The organism is Gemmobacter caeruleus (assembly GCF_008271655.1).
Lineage (GTDB): Bacteria > Pseudomonadota > Alphaproteobacteria > Rhodobacterales > Rhodobacteraceae > Gemmobacter > Gemmobacter caeruleus.
Genome location: NZ_VKKX01000033.1, coordinates 514,368 through 531,538 on the forward strand (window position 1 = coordinate 514,368; position 17,171 = coordinate 531,538).

Sequence of the window (17,171 nt, forward strand, 5' to 3'; positions counted from 1 at the left end):
CCAATGTCGGATCAGTCCGTCACCGTCGCGCGCGTGCAAGAGATTGTCGCCGCGCATCAGGGGCTTGAAGGCCCGCTTCTGCCGATCCTCCATGCGGTGCAGGCCGCCTTTGGCCATGTGCCCGAAGCGGCTGTGCCGGTGATCGCCGAGGCGCTGAATCTCGGTCGCGCCGAGGTGCATGGGGTGATGAGCTTTTACCATGACTTCCGCGAGGCCCCGACCGGGCGCCATGTGGTCAAGCTGTGCCGCGCCGAAAGCTGCCAGTCTGTCGGGGCGGACCGGGTCGCTGCGCATGCGCAGGCCCGGCTGGGTGTCGATTGGCACGGGACCACCGCCGATGGCGCGGTGACGCTGGAGCCGGTGTTCTGCCTTGGCCTCTGTGCCTGCGGGCCGGCGGCCATGGTCGATGGCCGGCTGATCGGGCGGGTGGATGAGGCCCGGCTGGATGCGATCGTCGAGGAGGTGCGCTGATGAAGATCTATGTTCCCCGCGATGCTGCCGCCCGGGCCCTGGGCGCCGATGCGGTGGTGGCCGCGCTGCGCGCCGAGGCGGGCCGGCGTGGCGTCGATGTGACGATTATCCGCAACGGTTCGCGCGGGATGGTCTGGCTGGAACCGCTGGTCGAGGTGGAATCCCCGCAAGGCCGCGTGGCCTTTGGGCCGATGGTGCCCGAGGCCGTGGCGCAGATCTTTGACGGCGGCGCATTGTCGCTTGGCCTGACCGACGAACTGCCCTGGCTCAAGGGCCAGACTCGCCTGACCTTCGCGCGCTGCGGCCTGATCGACCCGCTTTCGCTGGCGGATTATCGCGCCCATGGCGGGCTGGAGGGGCTGACCCGCGCCCTGACCCTGCCCGGCGCCGAGATCGTGCGCGAGGTGACCGAGTCCGGCCTGCGCGGGCGGGGGGGCGCCGGCTTTCCGACCGGGATCAAATGGAAAACGGTGCATGACGCTGCGGGACCGCAGAAATACATCGTCTGCAACGCGGATGAGGGCGACAGCGGCACCTTTGCCGACCGCATGATCATGGAGGGCGACCCCTTTGTTCTGATCGAGGGGATGGCCATTGCCGGCCTCGCCGTCGGCGCGACCAAAGGGTTTGTGTATATTCGTTCGGAATACCCCGACGCGATCGAGGTAATGACCGCCGCCGTTGACGTGGCGCGCGCCGAGGGCGTGCTGGGGGCGGCGGTCCTTGGTTCGGATCGGGGCTTTGACATCGAGATCCGCGTGGGCGCGGGCGCCTATGTCTGCGGCGAGGAAACCTCGTTGCTGAACAGCCTTGAGGGCAAGCGCGGCGTGGTGCGGGCCAAGCCGCCACTGCCGGCGCTGCAAGGGTTCATGGGCCGGCCGACAGTGGTGAACAACGTTATCTCGCTGGCCTCCGTGCCGGTGATCCTGGCCAGGGGCGCGGCCTATTATGCGGGCTTCGGGTTGGGTCGGTCGCGCGGCACGATCCCGTTGCAGATCGCCGGGAACGTGAAACAGGGCGGGCTTTACGAGGTGGCTTTTGGCCTGACCCTGCGCCAGATCGTCGAGGAAATCGGCGGCGGCACCGCCTCGGGCCGGCCGGTCAAGGCGGTGCAGGTTGGCGGGCCGCTGGGCGCCTACCTCGGGCCGCATCAGTTTGATATTCCTTTCGGATATGAGGAATATGCCGGCCAGAACGCGCTGATCGGCCATGCGGGGTTGACCGTGTTTGACGACAGTGCCGACATGCTGAAACTGGCGCGTTTCGCGATGGAATTCTGCGCCATCGAAAGCTGTGGCAAATGCACCCCCTGCCGGATCGGGGCGGTGCGCGGCGTCGAAACGCTTGATCGGATCGGGCGGGGCGACAGCGCTGCGATCCCGCTGCTGACCGACCTGTGCGAGACGATGAAATCCGGCTCGCTCTGCGCGCTTGGTGGATTCACGCCCTATCCGGTCATGTCTGCCCTGACGCATTTCGCCGATGATTTCGCCGCCCAAGCCAAGGAGGCCGCCGAATGAAAGACTTTGTCCTTCCCGATCGCGACTTCGGCACCCCGGCCGCGAAATCAAAACAAATGGTCACATTGAACATCGACGGCTTTGACGTGACCGTGCCCGAAGGCACCAGCATCATGCGCGCGGCCGCCGAGGCGGGCATTCCGGTGCCCAAACTCTGCGCGACGGACAGCGTCGATGCCTTTGGCTCCTGCCGTCTCTGCCTGGTGGAGATCGAGGGCCGCAACGGCACCCCGGCCTCTTGCACCACGCCGGTTGCGCCGGGGATCAAGGTTCATACCCAGACCAGCAAGCTCAAGCAGCTGCGCCGCGGGGTGATGGAGCTTTACATCTCGGATCACCCGCTGGATTGCCTGACCTGCGCCGCCAATGGCGATTGCGAATTGCAGGATATGGCGGGCGCCGTCGGCCTGCGCGACGTGCGCTATGAGGCGGTGGAGACCCATTTCCGCGCCAAGGACACCAGCGGCGGCGCCAATCCGCAATGGCTGCCGAAAGACGACAGCAACCCCTATTTCAGCTACGATCCGTCGAAATGCATCGTCTGTTCGCGCTGCGTGCGCGCCTGCGAGGAGGTGCAGGGCACCTTCGCGCTGACGATCCAGGGCCGCGGCTGGGACAGCCGGGTGCATGCCGGCGCCAGGGCCGACAGTTTCCTGACCTCGGATTGCGTGTCTTGCGGCGCCTGCGTGCAGGCCTGCCCGACCGCGACGCTGACCGAAAAATCGGTGATCGACATCGGCACGCCCGACCGTGCGATCGTGACGACCTGCGCCTATTGCGGCGTCGGCTGCCAGTTCAAGGCCGAAATGCGCGGCGATGAGCTGGTGCGGATGGTGCCCTACAAGCATGGCAAGGCCAATCGCGGCCATAGCTGCGTGAAGGGCCGCTTTGCCTATGGCTATGCCAGCCATCAGGACCGCATCCTGAACCCGATGATCCGTGACACGATCGACGAACCCTGGCGCGAAGTGTCCTGGGCCGAGGCGATGGAATTCGCGGCAAACCGGATGAAGGCGATCCAGCAGAAATACGGCCGCCAGTCGGTCGGCGTCATCACCTCCAGCCGCTGCACCAATGAAGAATCCTATCTGGTGCAGAAACTCACCCGCGCGGTATTCCTGAACAACAATACGGATACCTGCGCGCGCGTCTGCCATTCGCCCACCGGCTATGGTCTGGGCCAGACTTTCGGCACCTCGGCCGGCACGCAGGATTTCGATTCCGTCGAGGATTGCGACGTGGCGCTGATCATCGGTTCCAACCCGCATTCCGGCCACCCCGTCTTTGCCAGCCGCCTGAAAAAGCGCCTGCGCCAGGGGGCCAAGCTGATCGTCGTCGATCCGCGCCGCACCGAGATGGTCGAGGGCGCGCATTACAAGGCGGCGCATCACCTCGCGCTTCGGCCCGGGACCAATGTTGCCATCGTCTCGGCGCTGGCGCATGTGATCGTGACCGAAAAGCTTTATGACGAGGCGTTCATCCGCAGCCGCTGCGACTGGGCCGAGTTTGAGGATTACGCCGAATTCATCAGCGACCCGAAACATTCCCCCGAGGCGGTCGAGCTGCTGACCGGCGTTCCGGCGGAGGAGGTGCGCGGCGCGGCCCGGCTTTATGCGACCGGCGGCAATGCGGCGATCTATTACGGGCTGGGCGTGACCGAACACAGCCAGGGTTCGACCACGGTGATCGGCATTGCCAACCTTGCCATGCTTACCGGCAATATCGGCCGTCCCGGCGTGGGCGTGAACCCGCTGCGTGGCCAGAACAACGTGCAGGGCTCCTGCGACATGGGGTCGTTCCCGCATGAACTGCCGGGCTATCGCCATGTGAAGGGCGCCGAGGTGCGCGCGATCTATGAAAAGGCCTGGGGGGTGGAGATCGACCCCGAGCCGGGCCTGCGCATCCCCAACATGCTGGATGCGGCGGTGGAGGGCAGCTTCAAGGGCCTTTACTGCCAGGGCGAAGACATCCTGCAATCCGACCCCGACACCAGACATGTGGCGGCCGGTCTTGCGGCGATGGAATGCGTGATCGTCCATGACCTTTTCCTGAACGAAACCGCGAATTACGCGCATGTGTTCTTTCCCGGCTCGTCCTTCCTGGAAAAGGACGGCACCTTCACCAATGCCGAGCGCCGCATCAACATGGTGCGCAAGGTGATGGCGCCCAAGCAGGGCTATGCCGATTGGGAAGTGACCCAGATGTTCGCCAATGCCATGGGCGCCGGCTGGACCTATACCCACCCGTCGCAGATCATGGCGGAGATCGCGCTGACCACGCCCAGCTTTGCCGGGGTCACCTATGACCGGATCGAGGAAATGGGCTCGATCCAGTGGCCCTGCAACGACCAGGCGCCCGAGGGCACGCCCCTGATGCATATCGACGGCTTCGTGCGCGGCAAGGGCAAGTTCATCCGCACCGAATATGTCGCGACCGATGAAAAGACCGGGCCGCGCTTTCCGCTGCTGCTCACCACCGGGCGGATCCTCAGCCAGTATAATGTGGGCGCGCAGACCCGGCGCACGCAGAACACCGTCTGGCACGATCAGGATGTGCTGGAGATCCACCCCCATGACGCCGAAACCCGCGGCATCCGGGATGGCGATTTCGTGCGCCTTGCCAGCCGGGCGGGCGAAACCACGCTGCGGGCGGAAATTACCGATCGCGTCTCGCCCGGCGTGGTCTATACGACCTTCCACCACCCGGTGACCCAAGCCAATGTCGTGACCACCGATTTCTCGGACTGGGCGACCAACTGCCCGGAATACAAGGTGACGGCGGTGCAGGTCAGCCCCTCCAACGGGCCGAGCGAGTGGCAGGAAAGCTATGAGGCGCAGGCCAGCCTGTCGCGCCGGATCGCGGCGGCCGAGTGATGGAGACGCGGCGCAGCCTGCCGCGTCTGTCTGTCCGGGCGGGGGTCAGCCTGCCCGGACATCGCCTGCTGCCCGAGGAAGTGCCGGTCGCGCTCAGCTATAACGGCTCCACCCATGCGGTGATGATGGCGACGCCCGCCGATCTGACGGATTTCGCGCGCGGGTTCACCCTGACCGAAGGCATCGCCACCCCGGACGAGATCCAGAGCATCGAGGCGGTGGCCACCGACAAGGGCATTGATCTGCAAATCTGGCTGACCGAGGATGCCGCGCAGCGACAGGCGCGGCGGCGGCGCAGCATGGCGGGGCCGGTGGGCTGCGGCCTGTGCGGGATCGACAGCCTGGAGGAGGCCGCGCGCATCCCGCCGCGCCTGCCGCCGGGCAGCTTTACCATGACGCCCCATGAGGTGCGCGCCGCCATCGCCGGGCTGGAACAGCACCAGCCGCTGCATGACGCCACCCGCGCCGCCCATTGCGCGGCCTTCTGGTCGGAAGGGTGCATCCGCGCCGCGCGCGAGGATGTCGGCCGCCACAACGCACTGGACAAGCTGATCGGCGCGCTGGCTGGCAACGCCGCGCAGGGGGCGCTGATCCTGACCTGCCGCACCTCGATCGACATGGTGCAAAAGGCGGCCATCGCGGGCTTTCCGGTGCTGATCGCCGTCTCGGCCCCGACAGCCGCCGCTGTCGATCTGGCCGCCGCCGCCGGGCTGACCCTGATCGCGCTGGCCCGGCCCGACAGTTTCGAGATCTTCACCCACCCTACCCGTATCCCGCCAGAGGAGAGCGCCGATGTCGCATGACAGCAACTGGCAGACCAAGCTGATCACCATGGCAAACCAGATCGCCCGCTTCATGGAAAGCAAGCCCCATGCCGAAGGGGTGGCGGGTCTGGCGAGCCATATCAACGATTTCTGGGAACCGCGGATGCGGCGGCAATTGTTCGACATTCTCGATCAGGGCGGCACCGGCCTGCGCCCGCTGGTGATCGAGGCCGCGCCGCAGATCCGCCGCCCCGCGACGGCCTGACCTCTGCCTTGCTTCTTGCCGAAATACTCCGGGGGTGCGGGGGCTGGCCCCCGCTTGCGCCCGCGCGCCACGGGGCGCTTGCCAAGCCCGGGGGCGGCTGCTAGCCGGGGGCTCTGGCAAACGCCTCCGGTCGCAGACCACCCGGTCAAAACTGCGCTCAGGGCCCGCAAGGGCCCCCCGATGTGACCCGAGGCCCCAACAAGGGGCATCCCATGACAGACGACGATATCTATTCCGGCCTGCAACAGCTTGGCCAGCCCACCCGCGTTCCGACCGACCCTTCCGAGGCGGTGCTGGAGCGGGTGCAGAACCCCGAGGCGGGGCAGCGCTATGTCGTGCGTTTCACCGCGCCGGAATTCACCTCGCTCTGCCCGATGACGGGCCAGCCCGATTTCGCACATCTGGTGATCGATTATGTGCCGCGTGACTGGCTGGTGGAAAGCAAGTCGCTGAAACTGTTTCTGTTTTCCTTCCGCAATCACGGCGCCTTCCATGAGGCCTGCACCGTCAGCATCGGGCGGCGGCTGGTCGATCTGCTTGATCCCGAATGGCTGCGCATCGGCGGTTACTGGTATCCGCGCGGTGGCATGCCGATTGATGTCTTCTGGGCCAGCGGCCCGGCGCCGGCGGGGATCTGGCTGCCCGATCAGGGCGTGCCGGGCTATCGCGGGCGCGGCTGACGCTCAGCCGTGCCGGCGCCGCGCCTCCAGTGCGAGGCCGGTGCCCACGCTGCCGAAATCGTCGCCCCGGCTGTGCCGCGCCTCTGGCAACAGCCGGGTCATCAGGCCCGTCAGCGCCGGCAGGCGGCTGGAACCGCCGGTCAGAAACACGCTGTCCACCTGGCTTGGGGCAAGGCCCGCCTGCGCCAGCACCCGCAGGATCAGCGCCTCCAGCCGGGCCAGGGCCGGGGCCAGCACAGCCTCGGCGGCGGTGCGGCGCAGCACCGGGTTCGGGGCCGCACAAAGCGGCGACAGCATCAGCCGTTCGGCCTCGGCGCCGCTCAGCGCGATCTTGGCGCGCTCCACCTCCATGGCAAGGGCATGCCCATTCTCGCCGTCGATCAGGCGCAGGAAACGGTCGATCAGTTCCGGCCGGTCGATTTCGTGGCGCAGCGCCTTGAGGTCGGTCAGGGTCTGGCGGGCATAGATCACGTTGATGCGGTGCCAGGTCGCCAGATCAAGGTAGTAATGCCGCGGCATGGTGCCGGTGCCGCCCTTGGTCGCGGCGCCAAAGCCCAGATGCGGCAGCGCCTCGGCCAGGCTCAGCATGCGGTCGAAATCGGTGCCCCCCAGCCGGATCCCGTCATTGCCCAGAATATCGGCGCTGCGGTCGGGCTGGGCGCGCCGCGCCGGCCCCAGCCGCAACAGCGACACATCCGAGGTGCCGCCGCCGATATCGACGATCAACGCGATTTCCTCATCGCTCAGCCGGGTTTCGTGATGCAATGCGGCGGCGATGGGTTCGTATTGGAACGACACCGCGTCAAAGCCGATCTCGCGGGCAATCTCGGCCAGCACGGTCTCGGCCCGGGCATCGGCCTGCGGGTCGTCATCGACGAAATGCACCGGCCTGCCCAGCACCACCGCGCCGGTGGTTTCGGGCAGGGCGGCGCGCATGCGGGCCAGAAAGCGCGCGACCACCTCGCGAAAGCTGACGCTGCGCGCGCCGACCCGGGTGCGTTCTGCGATCAGCCCCGATCCCAGGGTGCTTTTCAGCGCCCGCATCAGGCGACCCTCGTCGCGTTCCAGATAGGCGGCGATGGCGGCGCGGCCGAATTGGGGCGCCCCGTCCGTGGGCCAGAACACCGCCGAGGGCAGCGTGACCTCTGCCCCCTCCAGCGGCACGAGCCGCACGCCCGCCGCATCGGCCAGGCCCAATGTGGAATTCGAGGTGCCAAAGTCGATGCCGCAAGACCGCATGAAAACCCCCGTCAAGACCGCCGGCGCGAAGGCGCCCGGGGTAACGCCGCGCGGCGGGGCTGTAAAGCACCCCCTTCCTTCCGGGCATGGCTTCCGCTACCAAGGCAACATGACCTGGAACATCCCGAATATCCTGACGGTCCTGCGCCTTTTGGCCGCCCCCGGCGTGGCGGTGATGTTCCTGTATTTCCATCGTCCCTGGGCTGACTGGCTGGCGCTGACCCTGTTCATCGGCGCGGCGGTGACCGATTGGTTCGACGGTTATCTGGCCCGGCTGTGGAAGCAGGAATCCAAATTCGGCGCCATGCTGGATCCGATTGCCGACAAGGCGATGGTGCTGATCGCGATTATGGTGATCACCGGCTATTCCGGCATGAACCCCTGGCTGATCCTGCCCGCCACGCTGATCTTCTTTCGCGAGGTCTGCGTTTCGGGCCTGCGCGAATATCTGGGCAGCCGAGCCGGGCAGCTCAAGGTCACGCGGCTGGCCAAGTGGAAGACCACGGCGCAGATGGTGGCGATTGCCGTGCTGTTTCTGGGCACCGGGCTGGAATATCTGGAAGGTATCCGCATGCAGGGCATGACGCCCGAGCAATATGCCGAGGCGGTGTCGGCCGGGCTGGCCGATCCGGTGCGCACCTGCGGCGGCAAGGATTGCGCGACCTATGCGACGAATATCGGGCTGGTGCTGATCTGGGTGGCCGCGGTGCTGACGCTGGTCACCGGCTGGGATTATTTCCGCAAGGCGCTGCCCTTCCTGAAGGATCACTGAGGCGATGCAGGTCACGGTTCTATACTTTGCCTGGCTGCGCGAACGCATCGGTCAACCGCGCGAGGTGGTGGAGACTGGGGCCATCACCGTCGCCGATCTGGTGGCGGAGCTTGCCGCGCGGAGCGAGGGGCACGCCCTGGCCTTTGCCGATCTGACCAGCCTGCGTGTCGCGCTGGATCAGGAATTGTCGGATTTCGCGGCGCCGCTGGCTGCGGCGCGCGAGGTGGCGTTCTTTCCGCCGATGACGGGCGGCTGACATGGCGGTGCGCGTCCAGTCCGCGCCTTTTGACGCCGGGGCCGAACAGGCGCAATTCGCCGCCGGGCTGCGGCAGGCGGGGGCGGTTGTCACCTTTACCGGCCTGGTGCGCGACAATGGCGGCACGCTGGCCGCGATGGAGATCGAGCATTATCCCGGCATGACCGAACGCGCGATTGCGGCGATGGTCGAACAGGCGCAAGCGCGTTTCGGGTTGGAGGCGGCGCTGGTCATCCATCGCCATGGCCGCCTGTTGCCGCAAGAGGCGATCATGATGGTCGCCACCGCCGCGCCGCATCGTGCCGATGCCTTTGCGGCGGCAGAGTTCCTGATGGATTATCTGAAATCCCGCGCGCCATTCTGGAAAAAGGAAATCGGCGCGGGCGGCGCGGTCTGGGTCGCGGCGAAGGACGCCGATGAGGACGCGCTGCGCCGCTGGTGATCAGCGCGGCAGCAGCAGATATTCGCCGCTTTCGCGGTCCAGCCCGGCGACCTCCAGCCCTTCGGCAAAGGCCGTGGTCATCTCGTCGCGCATCCGTGCGCGTTCGGCCCGGGCCTCGGGCAGCGGCAGCGCCTCGAAATCGGCGGGAATGGCGATGCGGCGGGCGGCCTGCATTTCGGCTTCGGTCAACATGGGGCGGCGCTCGCGCGCGGCCAGGACGCGGGGCGATCCGACCTGCCAGTCGGCCAGCAAGCGATCTGAGGCGGTGCCGGCATTGATCCCGGCCATCTCGCCGTAATAATCGGGCAGATAGACCGAGGCGCCGGCGCCCAGGCTTGCGATATTGAGCGTGGCATTGGCGCGGCGCAGCGGGTCATAGGTCCAGCGGATATGGCGGATGCCGCGCGCGGCGGCCCAATCATGCTGATACCATTTCAGCCGCAGCCCCAGCTTGAGCCCCCGCGCTTCGGTCCGCACCGCCAGGCGGTGCGAATGCTGCACCTGCGGGTCGCGGGTGGGAAAGCCGAAGACATAGCCCAGCAGACGGTCGCCGTCGAAGGCACCCGCGACCAGCCCGCCCTCATGCTGGATCACCATCATCAGATCTGCCGGATCGGGCATGTCGCCCGCGCCCCAGACCGCGCGTTGCAGATCTTCGGCGGCGCGAAATTCGGCCAAGCCGTGCAGGTCGCGCAGGGTGATGGTCATGCCCGCCCCTCGCGCCGTTCAAGGGTGACGCTGTCCAGAAAATCGCGGTCGAGCGTGACGCCGATCCCCGGCCCGTGCAGCGGCACCGGCATCAGCCCACCGGCGGTTTCCAGCTTTTGTTCGATGATGTCGCGGTGGAAATAGCGGCTGGCCGAGGACACGTCGCCCGGCTTGCGGAAATTCGGCAGGGTGGAGAGGTGGATGTTATGCGCCCGGCCGATGCCGCTTTCCAGCATGCCGCCGCACCAGACCGGCACGTCCAGCGCGGCGCAGAGATCGTGGATTTGCAGCGCGGCTGCATGGCCGCCCGACCGGCCGACCTTGATGTTCATCACCCGGCAGGCGTCGGATTGCAGCGCCTTGCGGGCATGGGCGGGGGTCTTGATGCTTTCATCCAGGCAGAGTGCCGTGCGCAGCCGGGCTTGCAGCGTGGCATGGTCGTGAATGTCATCCCAGGCCAGCGGCTGTTCGATGTAATCCAGGGCAAAGTCATCCATCGCCGCCAGCAGCGCGGTATCGGCCAGCGTGTAGCAGCAATTGGCGTCCACCGTCAGATGCGCCTCGGGAAAGGCGCCGCGCACGGCGCGCAGCAGCGACAGGTCATGGCCGGGGCGCACCTTCAGCTTGATCCGGCGATAGCCCTGATCCAGATGCAGCGCCACCTGATCCAGCGTTTCGGGAATGGCGCGGATGCCCAGCGACACGCCGACCTCCACCGCCTCGGCCTGACCGCCAAGCGCGGTCATCAGCGGCAGGTCCAGCGATTTGGCCCAGAGATCCCAGAAGGCCATCTCGACCATGGCCAGCGCCATGCGATTGCTGCGCCAACCCGCGAATTCCTGTTGCAGCAGGCGCGGATGGGCGATGCGGCGCCCGATCAGCCCCGGCAGCACCACATCCGACACAAAGGCCATGGCGCCGGCGGTGGTTTCCTCCAGATAATCCGGCAGCGGATCCATCACCCCTTCGGCATGGCCCTCCAACCCGTCGCTTCGCAGCGTCAGCAGCGGAAACAGCTTTTCGTGCATCGTGCCGGTGGCGATGGTGAAGGGCGTGACCAGCGGCAGCCGCACCAGGCGCAGCTCGGCATGGTCGATACGCAGCGCGGGGCGCAAGGGCTGGGCGGTCATCGGGTTCTCCGGGGTTTGGCGGCATGATTCAATATTTCTTGCATGACAGTCAAGGATGATAGAAATATATCATAAATGAGGGAAACCATGCCGGATACCGATGCCAGCCTTCAGGACCGGCTGTTGCGCAGCCTCGATCGTGCCAGCCGGGCCGAGGCGGCGCTGGCGCGGCATTTCCTCGATCATGCCGACAGCCTTCCGTTCGAGACCGCCGCCTCGGTCGCGCGCAAGGTCGGTGTGTCCGAAGCGACGGTCGGGCGCTATTGCCGCGCGCTTGGCTATCGCCATTTCAAGGCGCTGAAGGCCGCCTTGCAGGCCGAGGCCGGGCCGCGGCCCTGGCTGATCGGCGACCGGCTTCAGGCCTTTGCGGCGGGGGGCAGCGCCGAGCAGGCCCGCGCGCTGGAGCGCGAGCTGGCGACGGTGGTCGTCAATCACGAAACCGCCGCCCGGCCCGAATTTCACCGCGCGGCGCAGCGGATCGCGACGCGGCCGCAGGTCTTTGTCGCGGGGTTCCAGACCGAGCGGGGCCATGCCGCCTATCTGGCGCATCTGCTGCAATATCTGCGCCCGGGAGTGCAGCTTGTCGATCTGGCCGCAGGCAGTTTTGCCGAGGTGTTGACCGCCCCGCCCGAGACCGCCTGCCTGGTGATCTTCGAGGCGCGGCGCTATGCGCGGCAGGCGCGCGATCTGGCCGCCGAGGCGCGCAAGGCCGGCATCCCCGTGACGCTGATCACCGATCCCTATTGCCGTTGGGGGCAGGGGCTTGCGACCGAGGTCTTTGCCGTGCCGGTGGATCACGCGCAGTTCTGGGATGCGACTTCGGGTTTTGCCAGCCTGACGGCGCTGCTGGTCAATGCGGTCTTTCAGGCGCTTGGCCCCGGGGTGGAGGCGCGGATGACGCGGATCGCCGGGCTTTATGACCGCTTTTCCGGTCATCTGGGGGGCGGGCGTGGTGGCGAACTGTGACGCCCGCCGCGCAGCCGGTGCGAATAGTTGGGGCGGGGCGGACAAAAGGGTTGACCCCAACGGGGCGCAAGACTTTGTTCGGCAGACAAATCTGCTTCTGCTGACCGATTCCACGAATGGCTGCCCCCATGATAAACACTGTTATCCCGCGCCTTGCGGCGCTTTTCGGGCTTTTGGCCCTTGCTGCCTGTGCGACCCCAAAGGTCGAGCCCCAGCCCCAGGTCGTGCCCGGATATGAGGGTATCCAGGATGGCGAGTATTTTATCGAGCCGGTCGCCGCGCATCACCTGACCGGCAATGTGCCCCGGCAAGAGGTGGATTTCACCGGGGATGAGCCGGCCGGTTCCATCGTCGTGGACCCTTATGTGCGCAAGCTCTACTATGTGCTGCCGGGCGGGCGCGCGATGCGCTACACCGTGGCCGTGGGCCGCGCCGGTCTGGGCTTTCGCGGCAATGCCACGGTCAATCGCAAGGTCGAATGGCCGTCCTGGACGCCGACCGCGAACATGATCCGCACCCAGCCCGAACTCTATGCCGATTATGCCGGCGGCCTGCCGGGCGGGCTGATCAACCCGCTGGGGGCACGGGCGCTCTATCTCTATCGCAATGGCAAGGATACCTTTTACCGCATCCACGGCACGCGCGAGAATTCGTCGATCGGGCGGGCCACCTCGGCCGGCTGCATCCGGCTGTTCAACCAGGATGCGATCGACCTGTTCAACCGCGTCGATCTGGGCACCCGGGTTCATGTCCGCGGCCGCGAGGAATCGGAGCGTCTGGAAGGCAAATGGATGGATGACGAGAATGGCCATCTGATCCCTTATGACGCCGCGATGATCGCCGAGATCGAGGCCCGCCGCGAGGCGATCGAGGCGCAGAAGGCCGCCGATGAGGCCGCTGCCGCCGCAACGGCCGCCGCCGCGGCCGAAGCGGGCACCACCACCCAGGGCTGACCGCACCAGCCCGGAAATGCACAAAGCCCCGGCCAGGCCGGGGCTTTTCTTTTTGGCGCGGTGGCCGGGCTTACCAGTCGATATGGGTCTGGAAATCGGCGAGCATCCGGTCCCAGATCGACAGATTGTCCTCGAACAGGGCATTCGGGATGCCGCCCTCCATGTTCACGTCCATCTCGATATAGGGGTCGCGCTCGTCATCCAGATAGACCTTGCCGTAGCGCTTTTTGGTGTTCCAGTCGTTCGCCACCTGCATGTCCAGCCCCTTGTCGGTGTCAAACCCTGCGGAAAACTGGATCGAGGTGCAGTCCTTGCCGCTGGTGCAGCCATAGAAATAGACCGAGAAATTCGCGCCGCTTGCCGCCGACTTGATCTTGGGGTCGCCCTGATCGTCGGTCGTCAGTTCGGCCCGGTAGCCCAGCTTCTGCATCGCATCCACGATCGCCTGCGGGTCAGCCGGGCTGAGACTGCCGGGGCGCAGGTTCAGTTGCGGGGTCTGCGCCGAGCCGGTGGATTGCGCCAGGGCGGGCAGCGGCAGCAGCGCCAGCGCCAGGGCAAGACGAAGCATGGTCATGAAAATCTCCTTCGTTACGCTTTGGGTCCAAGGCCCCATTTCTAGCACGGGCCCTGCCTCCTCACAGACGGATCACATAATCCTTGAGCGTGGTTTCCACGCATTCCCAGGTGCCCTCGAACCCCGGACGGATCACGAAACTGTCGCCGGCGCGCAGGGTGGTCGCGGTGCCCGCGCTGTCCGTCAGGATCGAGACGCCTTCCAGGATATGCACATATTCCCATTCCTCATAGGCGACGCGCCATTTGCCGGGCGTCGATTGCCACAGACCGCAATAAAGCCCGTCGCGGTCCTCCAGGTTCCAGGTGGTATGGACCGGATCGCCCGCCAGCAGCTTTTCAGGCGCGGGGCGTTCGATTTCGGGGGTGATATGGGCGCGGTCGAGACGGATCAGATGGGACATGGTCTTGCCTTTGGATGAATGCGCCAATCCTGCGGCTTGGGCGGCAAAGGTCAAGGGGCGCTGCGTGCCGGCCAGAGGCATTCCGCGATGCTGCGCGGCGGCGAACAACTTTCGCTGGTGCGGCACCGGGGCGGGGGCTATACAGATCCCGCATTCCTCTTGTCAGGGAGAACGAGAGAGACATGAGCGCTTCCTCTTCGATGCGCCCGGTGCTGCCTACGGATATCCTTGCCCGCAAGGGATCGGAGCCGCTGGTCGTGCTGACCGCCTATACCACGCCCATGGCCCGGATCGTGGATCGGCATTGCGATATCGCGCTGGTGGGCGACTCGCTCGGGATGGTGCTGCATGGCCTGCCCTCCACCCTGGGCGTGACGATGGAGATGATGATCCTGCATGGCCGTGCCGTGGTGCGCGGGTTGCAAAAGGCCATGCCGGTGATCGACATGCCTTTCGGATCCTATGAAGAGGGGCCGCAGCAGGCCTTTCGCAATGCCGCGCGGCTGATGGCCGAAACCGGCGCCCCGGCGGTCAAGCTTGAGGGCGGTCAGCACATGGCCGAAACCATCGCCTTCCTTACCAAACGAGGGGTTCCGGTGATGGCCCATATCGGGCTGACGCCGCAATCGGTGAACACGCTGGGCGGCTACAAGGTGGTCGGGCGTGAGGGCGAGGCCGACAAGGTCATGGCCGATGCGCTGGCGGTCGAGGCCGCGGGGGCCTTCTCGGTCGTGCTGGAAAAGGTGCCCGAGGGGCTGGCCGGACGCATCACGCAGCGTCTCGCGATCCCCACCATCGGTATTGGCGCGGGCGTGGCCTGCGACGGTCAGGTGCTGGTCGTGGATGACATGCTGGGCCTGTTCACCGATTTCCGTCCGAAATTCGTCAAGCGTTACAGCGAACTGGGCCAGACCGCGGATGAGGCGATCGCCGCCTATGCTGCCGAGGTGCGCGCGCGGCATTTTCCCGGGCCGGAACATGCCTTTCCCGATGTGCTGCCCGCGAAGGGGCCGAAAAGCTGATGCAGATCCTGCGGACCGTTGCAGAATTGCGCACCCGTGTGCGCGGTTGGAAGGAAGATGGGCGGCAGGTCGGCGTGGTGCCGACGATGGGCGCCCTGCATGACGGGCATCTGAGCCTGGTGCGTGCGGCCAAGCGTGGCTGCGACCGGGTGATCGTGACGATCTTCGTCAACCCAAAGCAGTTCAACAACCCCGCCGATCTGGAGAAATATCCCCGGACCGAGGCGGCGGATGCCGCCCTTCTGGCGGCCGAGGGTGTGGACATCCTGTTCGCCCCCGGCCCCGATGAGGTTTATCCGCCGGGCTTTGCCACCTCGGTCACGGTGTCGGGGATCAGCGACCCGCTGGAGGGCGCGATGCGCCCCGGCCATTTCGAGGGCGTGGCGACGGTGGTGGCCAAGCTCTTTGGCATGACCCAGGCGAACCGCGCCTATTTCGGCCAGAAGGATTGGCAGCAGCTTCAGGTGGTCAAGCGCATGGTGGCCGATCTGAACATCCCGGTGGAGGTGGTCGGCGCCGAAACCGTGCGCGAGGGCGACGGGCTGGCCATGTCGTCGCGCAATGTGCGGCTGGATGCGCTGAGCCGGGCGCAGGCGCCGGGCCTCTATCGCGTGATGAGCAAGGTGGCGGCGGCGATCCGCAATGGCGGCGATGTCGCGGCGGCGCTGGATCAGGGCCGCGCCGATCTGGTGCAGGCCGGCTTTGCCGAGGTCGAATATCTCGATCTGCGCAGCGCCGCGCTGCTGGAGCCGATGACCACGCTGGATCAGCCCGCGCGGCTGCTGGCGGCGGCCTGGATCGGTGGCGTGCGGCTGATCGACAATATTCCGGTCTGATCGGGCGGCTCAGCCCAGCAGATCGGCCAGCACCAGCGCCATGACCAGCGCGCTGTCGGCCATATCCTGCACGCCGACCCATTCATCGGGCTGATGCGCCAGATGCAGCAGGCCCGGGCCATAGGCGATGCAGTTCTTCATGCGCCCGATGCGGTCGATATGTTTCTGGTCATAGGTGCCGGGCGACACCACATGTTCGGCCACCCGGCCCAGCACCCGTTCGATGGCGGCGGCGGTGGACCGCACCACGGGCGCATCGGCGGCGGTCATCACCGGGCGGACCTCGAACAGGTCGCGCAGGCTGTAGTCAAAGCCCGGCCGTTCGGCCTTCAGCCCGTCGAGCAGGCCCGTCACCTCGGCCTTGACCGCAGGCAGGTCTTCCTCGATCAGAAAGCGGCGGTCGATCACGATGCGGCATCGGTCGGCCACGCAGGGCGCGGGCAGGCCGGTAAAGCCCGGCTCCGCCTCGGCCTCGCCGCCATGGATCGAATTGATGTTGAGCGTGGATTGCCGCGCGCCTTCGGGCACGACCGGCATGGCGGTGCGCTTGGTGGCCAGCAGCGGATAGAGCTTGCGCTCGATCTCCTCCAGCACCGCGCCCATATGGCGGATGGCGCTGTCGCCCAGAAAGGGCATGGAGCCATGGGCGATGCGGCCCTTGGTCTCCACCTCGGCCCACCAGACGCCGCGATGACCCAGACAGATGCGATCCTTGTGCAGCGGTTCGGGGATAAGGACATGCTGCACCCGGTCAGGGTCGAACCAGCCCTGTTCGGCCAGATAGGCCACACCGCCATAGCCGCCCGATTCCTCGTCGGCGGTGGCAGAGATCTCGATGGCGCCGGCGAAATCGGGGCAGACGGCGACAAAGGCCTCGGCCGCGATGATGCTGGCGGCAAGGCCGCCCTTCATGTCGCAGGCGCCCCGGCCATAGATGCGGTCGCCGTCCAGCTCGCCGCCGAACGGGTCGCGGGTCCAGCCATGGCCAACCTCGACCACGTCGTGATGGCTGTTGAAATGCACGCATTCGCCGGGCCGCGCGCCATCGCGCCGGGCGACCATGTTCCAGCGCGGCCAGGCGTCACTGTCGCCGGGGCTGCCCTCGGCGCGGACCAGGGCGGTGACATAGCCCTGCGCCGACAGCCGGTCTGAAAGATAATCGCAGATCTCGCGGTAATGCCGCCCCGGCGGGTTCAGCGTCGGGATGCGGATCAGGTCCTGCGTCAGCGCGATCAGGCTGTCGCGGCGCGCGGCAATCTCGGCGGCAAGGCGGGCGTGCAGGTCGGGTTCCATGCGC

General features: G+C 66.6%; 19 protein-coding genes. 13 read left to right on the plus strand and 6 right to left on the minus strand.

The annotated features are described in order from the left end of the window. Window positions 1-3 precede the first annotated feature (3 nt). The 6 genes from FOA17_RS13095 (at window position 4) to queF (ending at window position 6,573) form a co-directional block, all read left to right on the plus strand. Window positions 4-471 carry a formate dehydrogenase subunit gamma gene (locus FOA17_RS13095; RefSeq protein WP_149141937.1) on the plus strand — a complete coding sequence of 156 codons (468 nt, stop codon included), beginning with the start codon at window positions 4-6 and terminating at the stop codon, window positions 469-471. Further along, the gene (locus tag FOA17_RS13100) at window positions 471-1,991 is read left to right on the plus strand and encodes an NADH-ubiquinone oxidoreductase-F iron-sulfur binding region domain-containing protein (protein ID WP_149141938.1); all 1,521 of its coding nucleotides are present in this window, start codon (window positions 471-473) and stop codon (window positions 1,989-1,991) included. Before FOA17_RS13095 ends, FOA17_RS13100 begins: the two co-directional genes overlap by 1 nt. Then, window positions 1,988-4,864 carry a formate dehydrogenase subunit alpha gene (fdhF, locus tag FOA17_RS13105; protein WP_149141939.1) on the plus strand — a complete coding sequence of 959 codons (2,877 nt, stop codon included), beginning with the start codon at window positions 1,988-1,990 and terminating at the stop codon, window positions 4,862-4,864. Before FOA17_RS13100 ends, fdhF begins: the two co-directional genes overlap by 4 nt. Further along, window positions 4,861-5,667 (plus strand): formate dehydrogenase accessory sulfurtransferase FdhD, encoded by an 807-nt coding sequence (gene fdhD / locus FOA17_RS13110; RefSeq protein WP_149141940.1) that lies wholly within the window; start codon window positions 4,861-4,863, stop codon window positions 5,665-5,667. The genes fdhF and fdhD overlap by 4 nt, the downstream gene beginning before the upstream one ends. Then, window positions 5,657-5,893: a formate dehydrogenase subunit delta gene (locus tag FOA17_RS13115; RefSeq protein WP_149141941.1), complete on the plus strand. Its 237-nt coding sequence runs from the start codon at window positions 5,657-5,659 to the stop codon at window positions 5,891-5,893. The genes fdhD and FOA17_RS13115 overlap by 11 nt, the downstream gene beginning before the upstream one ends. A 212-nt stretch (window positions 5,894-6,105) precedes the next feature. Beyond that, complete coding sequence (queF, locus tag FOA17_RS13120) at window positions 6,106-6,573, plus strand: preQ(1) synthase (RefSeq protein ID WP_149141942.1); 468 nt, start codon at window positions 6,106-6,108, stop codon at window positions 6,571-6,573. Window positions 6,574-6,576: 3 nt separating this feature from the next. Here queF and FOA17_RS13125 read toward each other — a convergent pair whose 3' ends face one another. Beyond that, on the minus strand, window positions 6,577-7,812 hold the full coding sequence (locus FOA17_RS13125; RefSeq protein WP_149141943.1) for an Hsp70 family protein: 1,236 nt from the start codon (window positions 7,810-7,812) through the stop codon (window positions 6,577-6,579). 109 nt (window positions 7,813-7,921) lie between these two features. Between FOA17_RS13125 and pgsA the strand changes: the two genes are divergently transcribed. The 3 genes from pgsA to FOA17_RS13140 are packed head-to-tail and all read left to right on the plus strand — an operon-like array spanning window position 7,922 to window position 9,282. Continuing rightward, complete coding sequence (pgsA, locus tag FOA17_RS13130) at window positions 7,922-8,584, plus strand: CDP-diacylglycerol--glycerol-3-phosphate 3-phosphatidyltransferase (RefSeq protein WP_149141944.1); 663 nt, start codon at window positions 7,922-7,924, stop codon at window positions 8,582-8,584. A 4-nt stretch (window positions 8,585-8,588) separates the two neighbouring features. Further along, entirely contained in the window at window positions 8,589-8,840 is a 252-nt protein-coding gene (gene moaD / locus FOA17_RS13135) for a molybdopterin converting factor subunit 1 (protein ID WP_149141945.1), read from the plus strand. Between the two features lies 1 nt (window position 8,841). Next, the gene (locus FOA17_RS13140; protein ID WP_149141946.1) at window positions 8,842-9,282 is read left to right on the plus strand and encodes a molybdenum cofactor biosynthesis protein MoaE; all 441 of its coding nucleotides are present in this window, start codon (window positions 8,842-8,844) and stop codon (window positions 9,280-9,282) included. On the opposite strand, the gene FOA17_RS13145 is transcribed toward FOA17_RS13140, so the two are convergent. Beyond that, window positions 9,283-9,990, minus strand: coding sequence for a GNAT family N-acetyltransferase (locus FOA17_RS13145; RefSeq protein ID WP_149141947.1), 708 nt, complete (start codon window positions 9,988-9,990; stop codon window positions 9,283-9,285). Next, window positions 9,987-11,120, minus strand: coding sequence for an o-succinylbenzoate synthase (menC, locus tag FOA17_RS13150; RefSeq protein ID WP_149141948.1), 1,134 nt, complete (start codon window positions 11,118-11,120; stop codon window positions 9,987-9,989). The genes FOA17_RS13145 and menC overlap by 4 nt, the downstream gene beginning before the upstream one ends. An 87-nt stretch (window positions 11,121-11,207) precedes the next feature. On the opposite strand from menC, the gene FOA17_RS13155 reads away from it, so the two are divergent. Continuing rightward, window positions 11,208-12,086 (plus strand): MurR/RpiR family transcriptional regulator, encoded by an 879-nt coding sequence (locus FOA17_RS13155; RefSeq protein ID WP_149141949.1) that lies wholly within the window; start codon window positions 11,208-11,210, stop codon window positions 12,084-12,086. 128 nt (window positions 12,087-12,214) lie between these two features. Then, window positions 12,215-13,039 carry a L,D-transpeptidase gene (locus tag FOA17_RS13160; RefSeq protein ID WP_149141950.1) on the plus strand — a complete coding sequence of 275 codons (825 nt, stop codon included), beginning with the start codon at window positions 12,215-12,217 and terminating at the stop codon, window positions 13,037-13,039. Window positions 13,040-13,109: 70 nt separating this feature from the next. Here the strand turns inward: FOA17_RS13160 and FOA17_RS13165 are convergent, their stop codons facing one another. Both FOA17_RS13165 and FOA17_RS13170 read right to left on the minus strand, forming a co-directional pair. Next, window positions 13,110-13,613, minus strand: coding sequence for a YbjN domain-containing protein (locus FOA17_RS13165; protein ID WP_162528256.1), 504 nt, complete (start codon window positions 13,611-13,613; stop codon window positions 13,110-13,112). Window positions 13,614-13,674: 61 nt separating this feature from the next. Then, entirely contained in the window at window positions 13,675-14,016 is a 342-nt protein-coding gene (locus FOA17_RS13170) for a cupin domain-containing protein (RefSeq protein ID WP_149141952.1), read from the minus strand. Window positions 14,017-14,198: 182 nt separating this feature from the next. Between FOA17_RS13170 and panB the strand changes: the two genes are divergently transcribed. Both panB and panC read left to right on the plus strand, forming a co-directional pair. Continuing rightward, window positions 14,199-15,038, plus strand: coding sequence for a 3-methyl-2-oxobutanoate hydroxymethyltransferase (gene panB / locus FOA17_RS13175; RefSeq protein WP_149141953.1), 840 nt, complete (start codon window positions 14,199-14,201; stop codon window positions 15,036-15,038). Next, a complete protein-coding gene (gene panC / locus FOA17_RS13180; protein ID WP_149141954.1) occupies window positions 15,035-15,874 on the plus strand; it encodes a pantoate--beta-alanine ligase in 840 nt (279 codons plus the stop codon). The genes panB and panC overlap by 4 nt, the downstream gene beginning before the upstream one ends. A 9-nt stretch (window positions 15,875-15,883) precedes the next feature. On the opposite strand, the gene FOA17_RS13185 is transcribed toward panC, so the two are convergent. Further along, the gene (locus FOA17_RS13185) at window positions 15,884-17,167 is read right to left on the minus strand and encodes an acetylornithine deacetylase/succinyl-diaminopimelate desuccinylase family protein (protein ID WP_149141955.1); all 1,284 of its coding nucleotides are present in this window, start codon (window positions 17,165-17,167) and stop codon (window positions 15,884-15,886) included. Between the last annotated feature and the right edge of the window lie 4 nt (window positions 17,168-17,171).

What these genes read in the sequence shown, in the direction of transcription:
- FOA17_RS13125 (WP_149141943.1), bottom strand. Translation starts at nt 7,812, where the DNA reads ATGCGGTCTTGCGGCATCGACTTTGGCACCTCGAATTCCACATTGGGC.
- menC (WP_149141948.1), bottom strand. Translation starts at nt 11,120, where the DNA reads ATGACCGCCCAGCCCTTGCGCCCCGCGCTGCGTATCGACCATGCCGAG.
- FOA17_RS13155 (WP_149141949.1), top strand. Translation starts at nt 11,208, where the DNA reads ATGCCGGATACCGATGCCAGCCTTCAGGACCGGCTGTTGCGCAGCCTC.
- queF (WP_149141942.1), top strand. Translation starts at nt 6,106, where the DNA reads ATGACAGACGACGATATCTATTCCGGCCTGCAACAGCTTGGCCAGCCC.
- moaD (WP_149141945.1), top strand. Translation starts at nt 8,589, where the DNA reads ATGCAGGTCACGGTTCTATACTTTGCCTGGCTGCGCGAACGCATCGGT.
- pgsA (WP_149141944.1), top strand. Translation starts at nt 7,922, where the DNA reads ATGACCTGGAACATCCCGAATATCCTGACGGTCCTGCGCCTTTTGGCC.
- FOA17_RS13185 (WP_149141955.1), bottom strand. Translation starts at nt 17,167, where the DNA reads ATGGAACCCGACCTGCACGCCCGCCTTGCCGCCGAGATTGCCGCGCGC.
- panB (WP_149141953.1), top strand. Translation starts at nt 14,199, where the DNA reads ATGAGCGCTTCCTCTTCGATGCGCCCGGTGCTGCCTACGGATATCCTT.
- FOA17_RS13140 (WP_149141946.1), top strand. Translation starts at nt 8,842, where the DNA reads ATGGCGGTGCGCGTCCAGTCCGCGCCTTTTGACGCCGGGGCCGAACAG.
- FOA17_RS13145 (WP_149141947.1), bottom strand. Translation starts at nt 9,990, where the DNA reads ATGACCATCACCCTGCGCGACCTGCACGGCTTGGCCGAATTTCGCGCC.
- FOA17_RS13170 (WP_149141952.1), bottom strand. Translation starts at nt 14,016, where the DNA reads ATGTCCCATCTGATCCGTCTCGACCGCGCCCATATCACCCCCGAAATC.
- FOA17_RS13115 (WP_149141941.1), top strand. Translation starts at nt 5,657, where the DNA reads ATGTCGCATGACAGCAACTGGCAGACCAAGCTGATCACCATGGCAAAC.
- FOA17_RS13095 (WP_149141937.1), top strand. Translation starts at nt 4, where the DNA reads ATGTCGGATCAGTCCGTCACCGTCGCGCGCGTGCAAGAGATTGTCGCC.
- FOA17_RS13165 (WP_162528256.1), bottom strand. Translation starts at nt 13,613, where the DNA reads ATGACCATGCTTCGTCTTGCCCTGGCGCTGGCGCTGCTGCCGCTGCCC.
- FOA17_RS13160 (WP_149141950.1), top strand. Translation starts at nt 12,215, where the DNA reads ATGATAAACACTGTTATCCCGCGCCTTGCGGCGCTTTTCGGGCTTTTG.
- FOA17_RS13100 (WP_149141938.1), top strand. Translation starts at nt 471, where the DNA reads ATGAAGATCTATGTTCCCCGCGATGCTGCCGCCCGGGCCCTGGGCGCC.
- fdhF (WP_149141939.1), top strand. Translation starts at nt 1,988, where the DNA reads ATGAAAGACTTTGTCCTTCCCGATCGCGACTTCGGCACCCCGGCCGCG.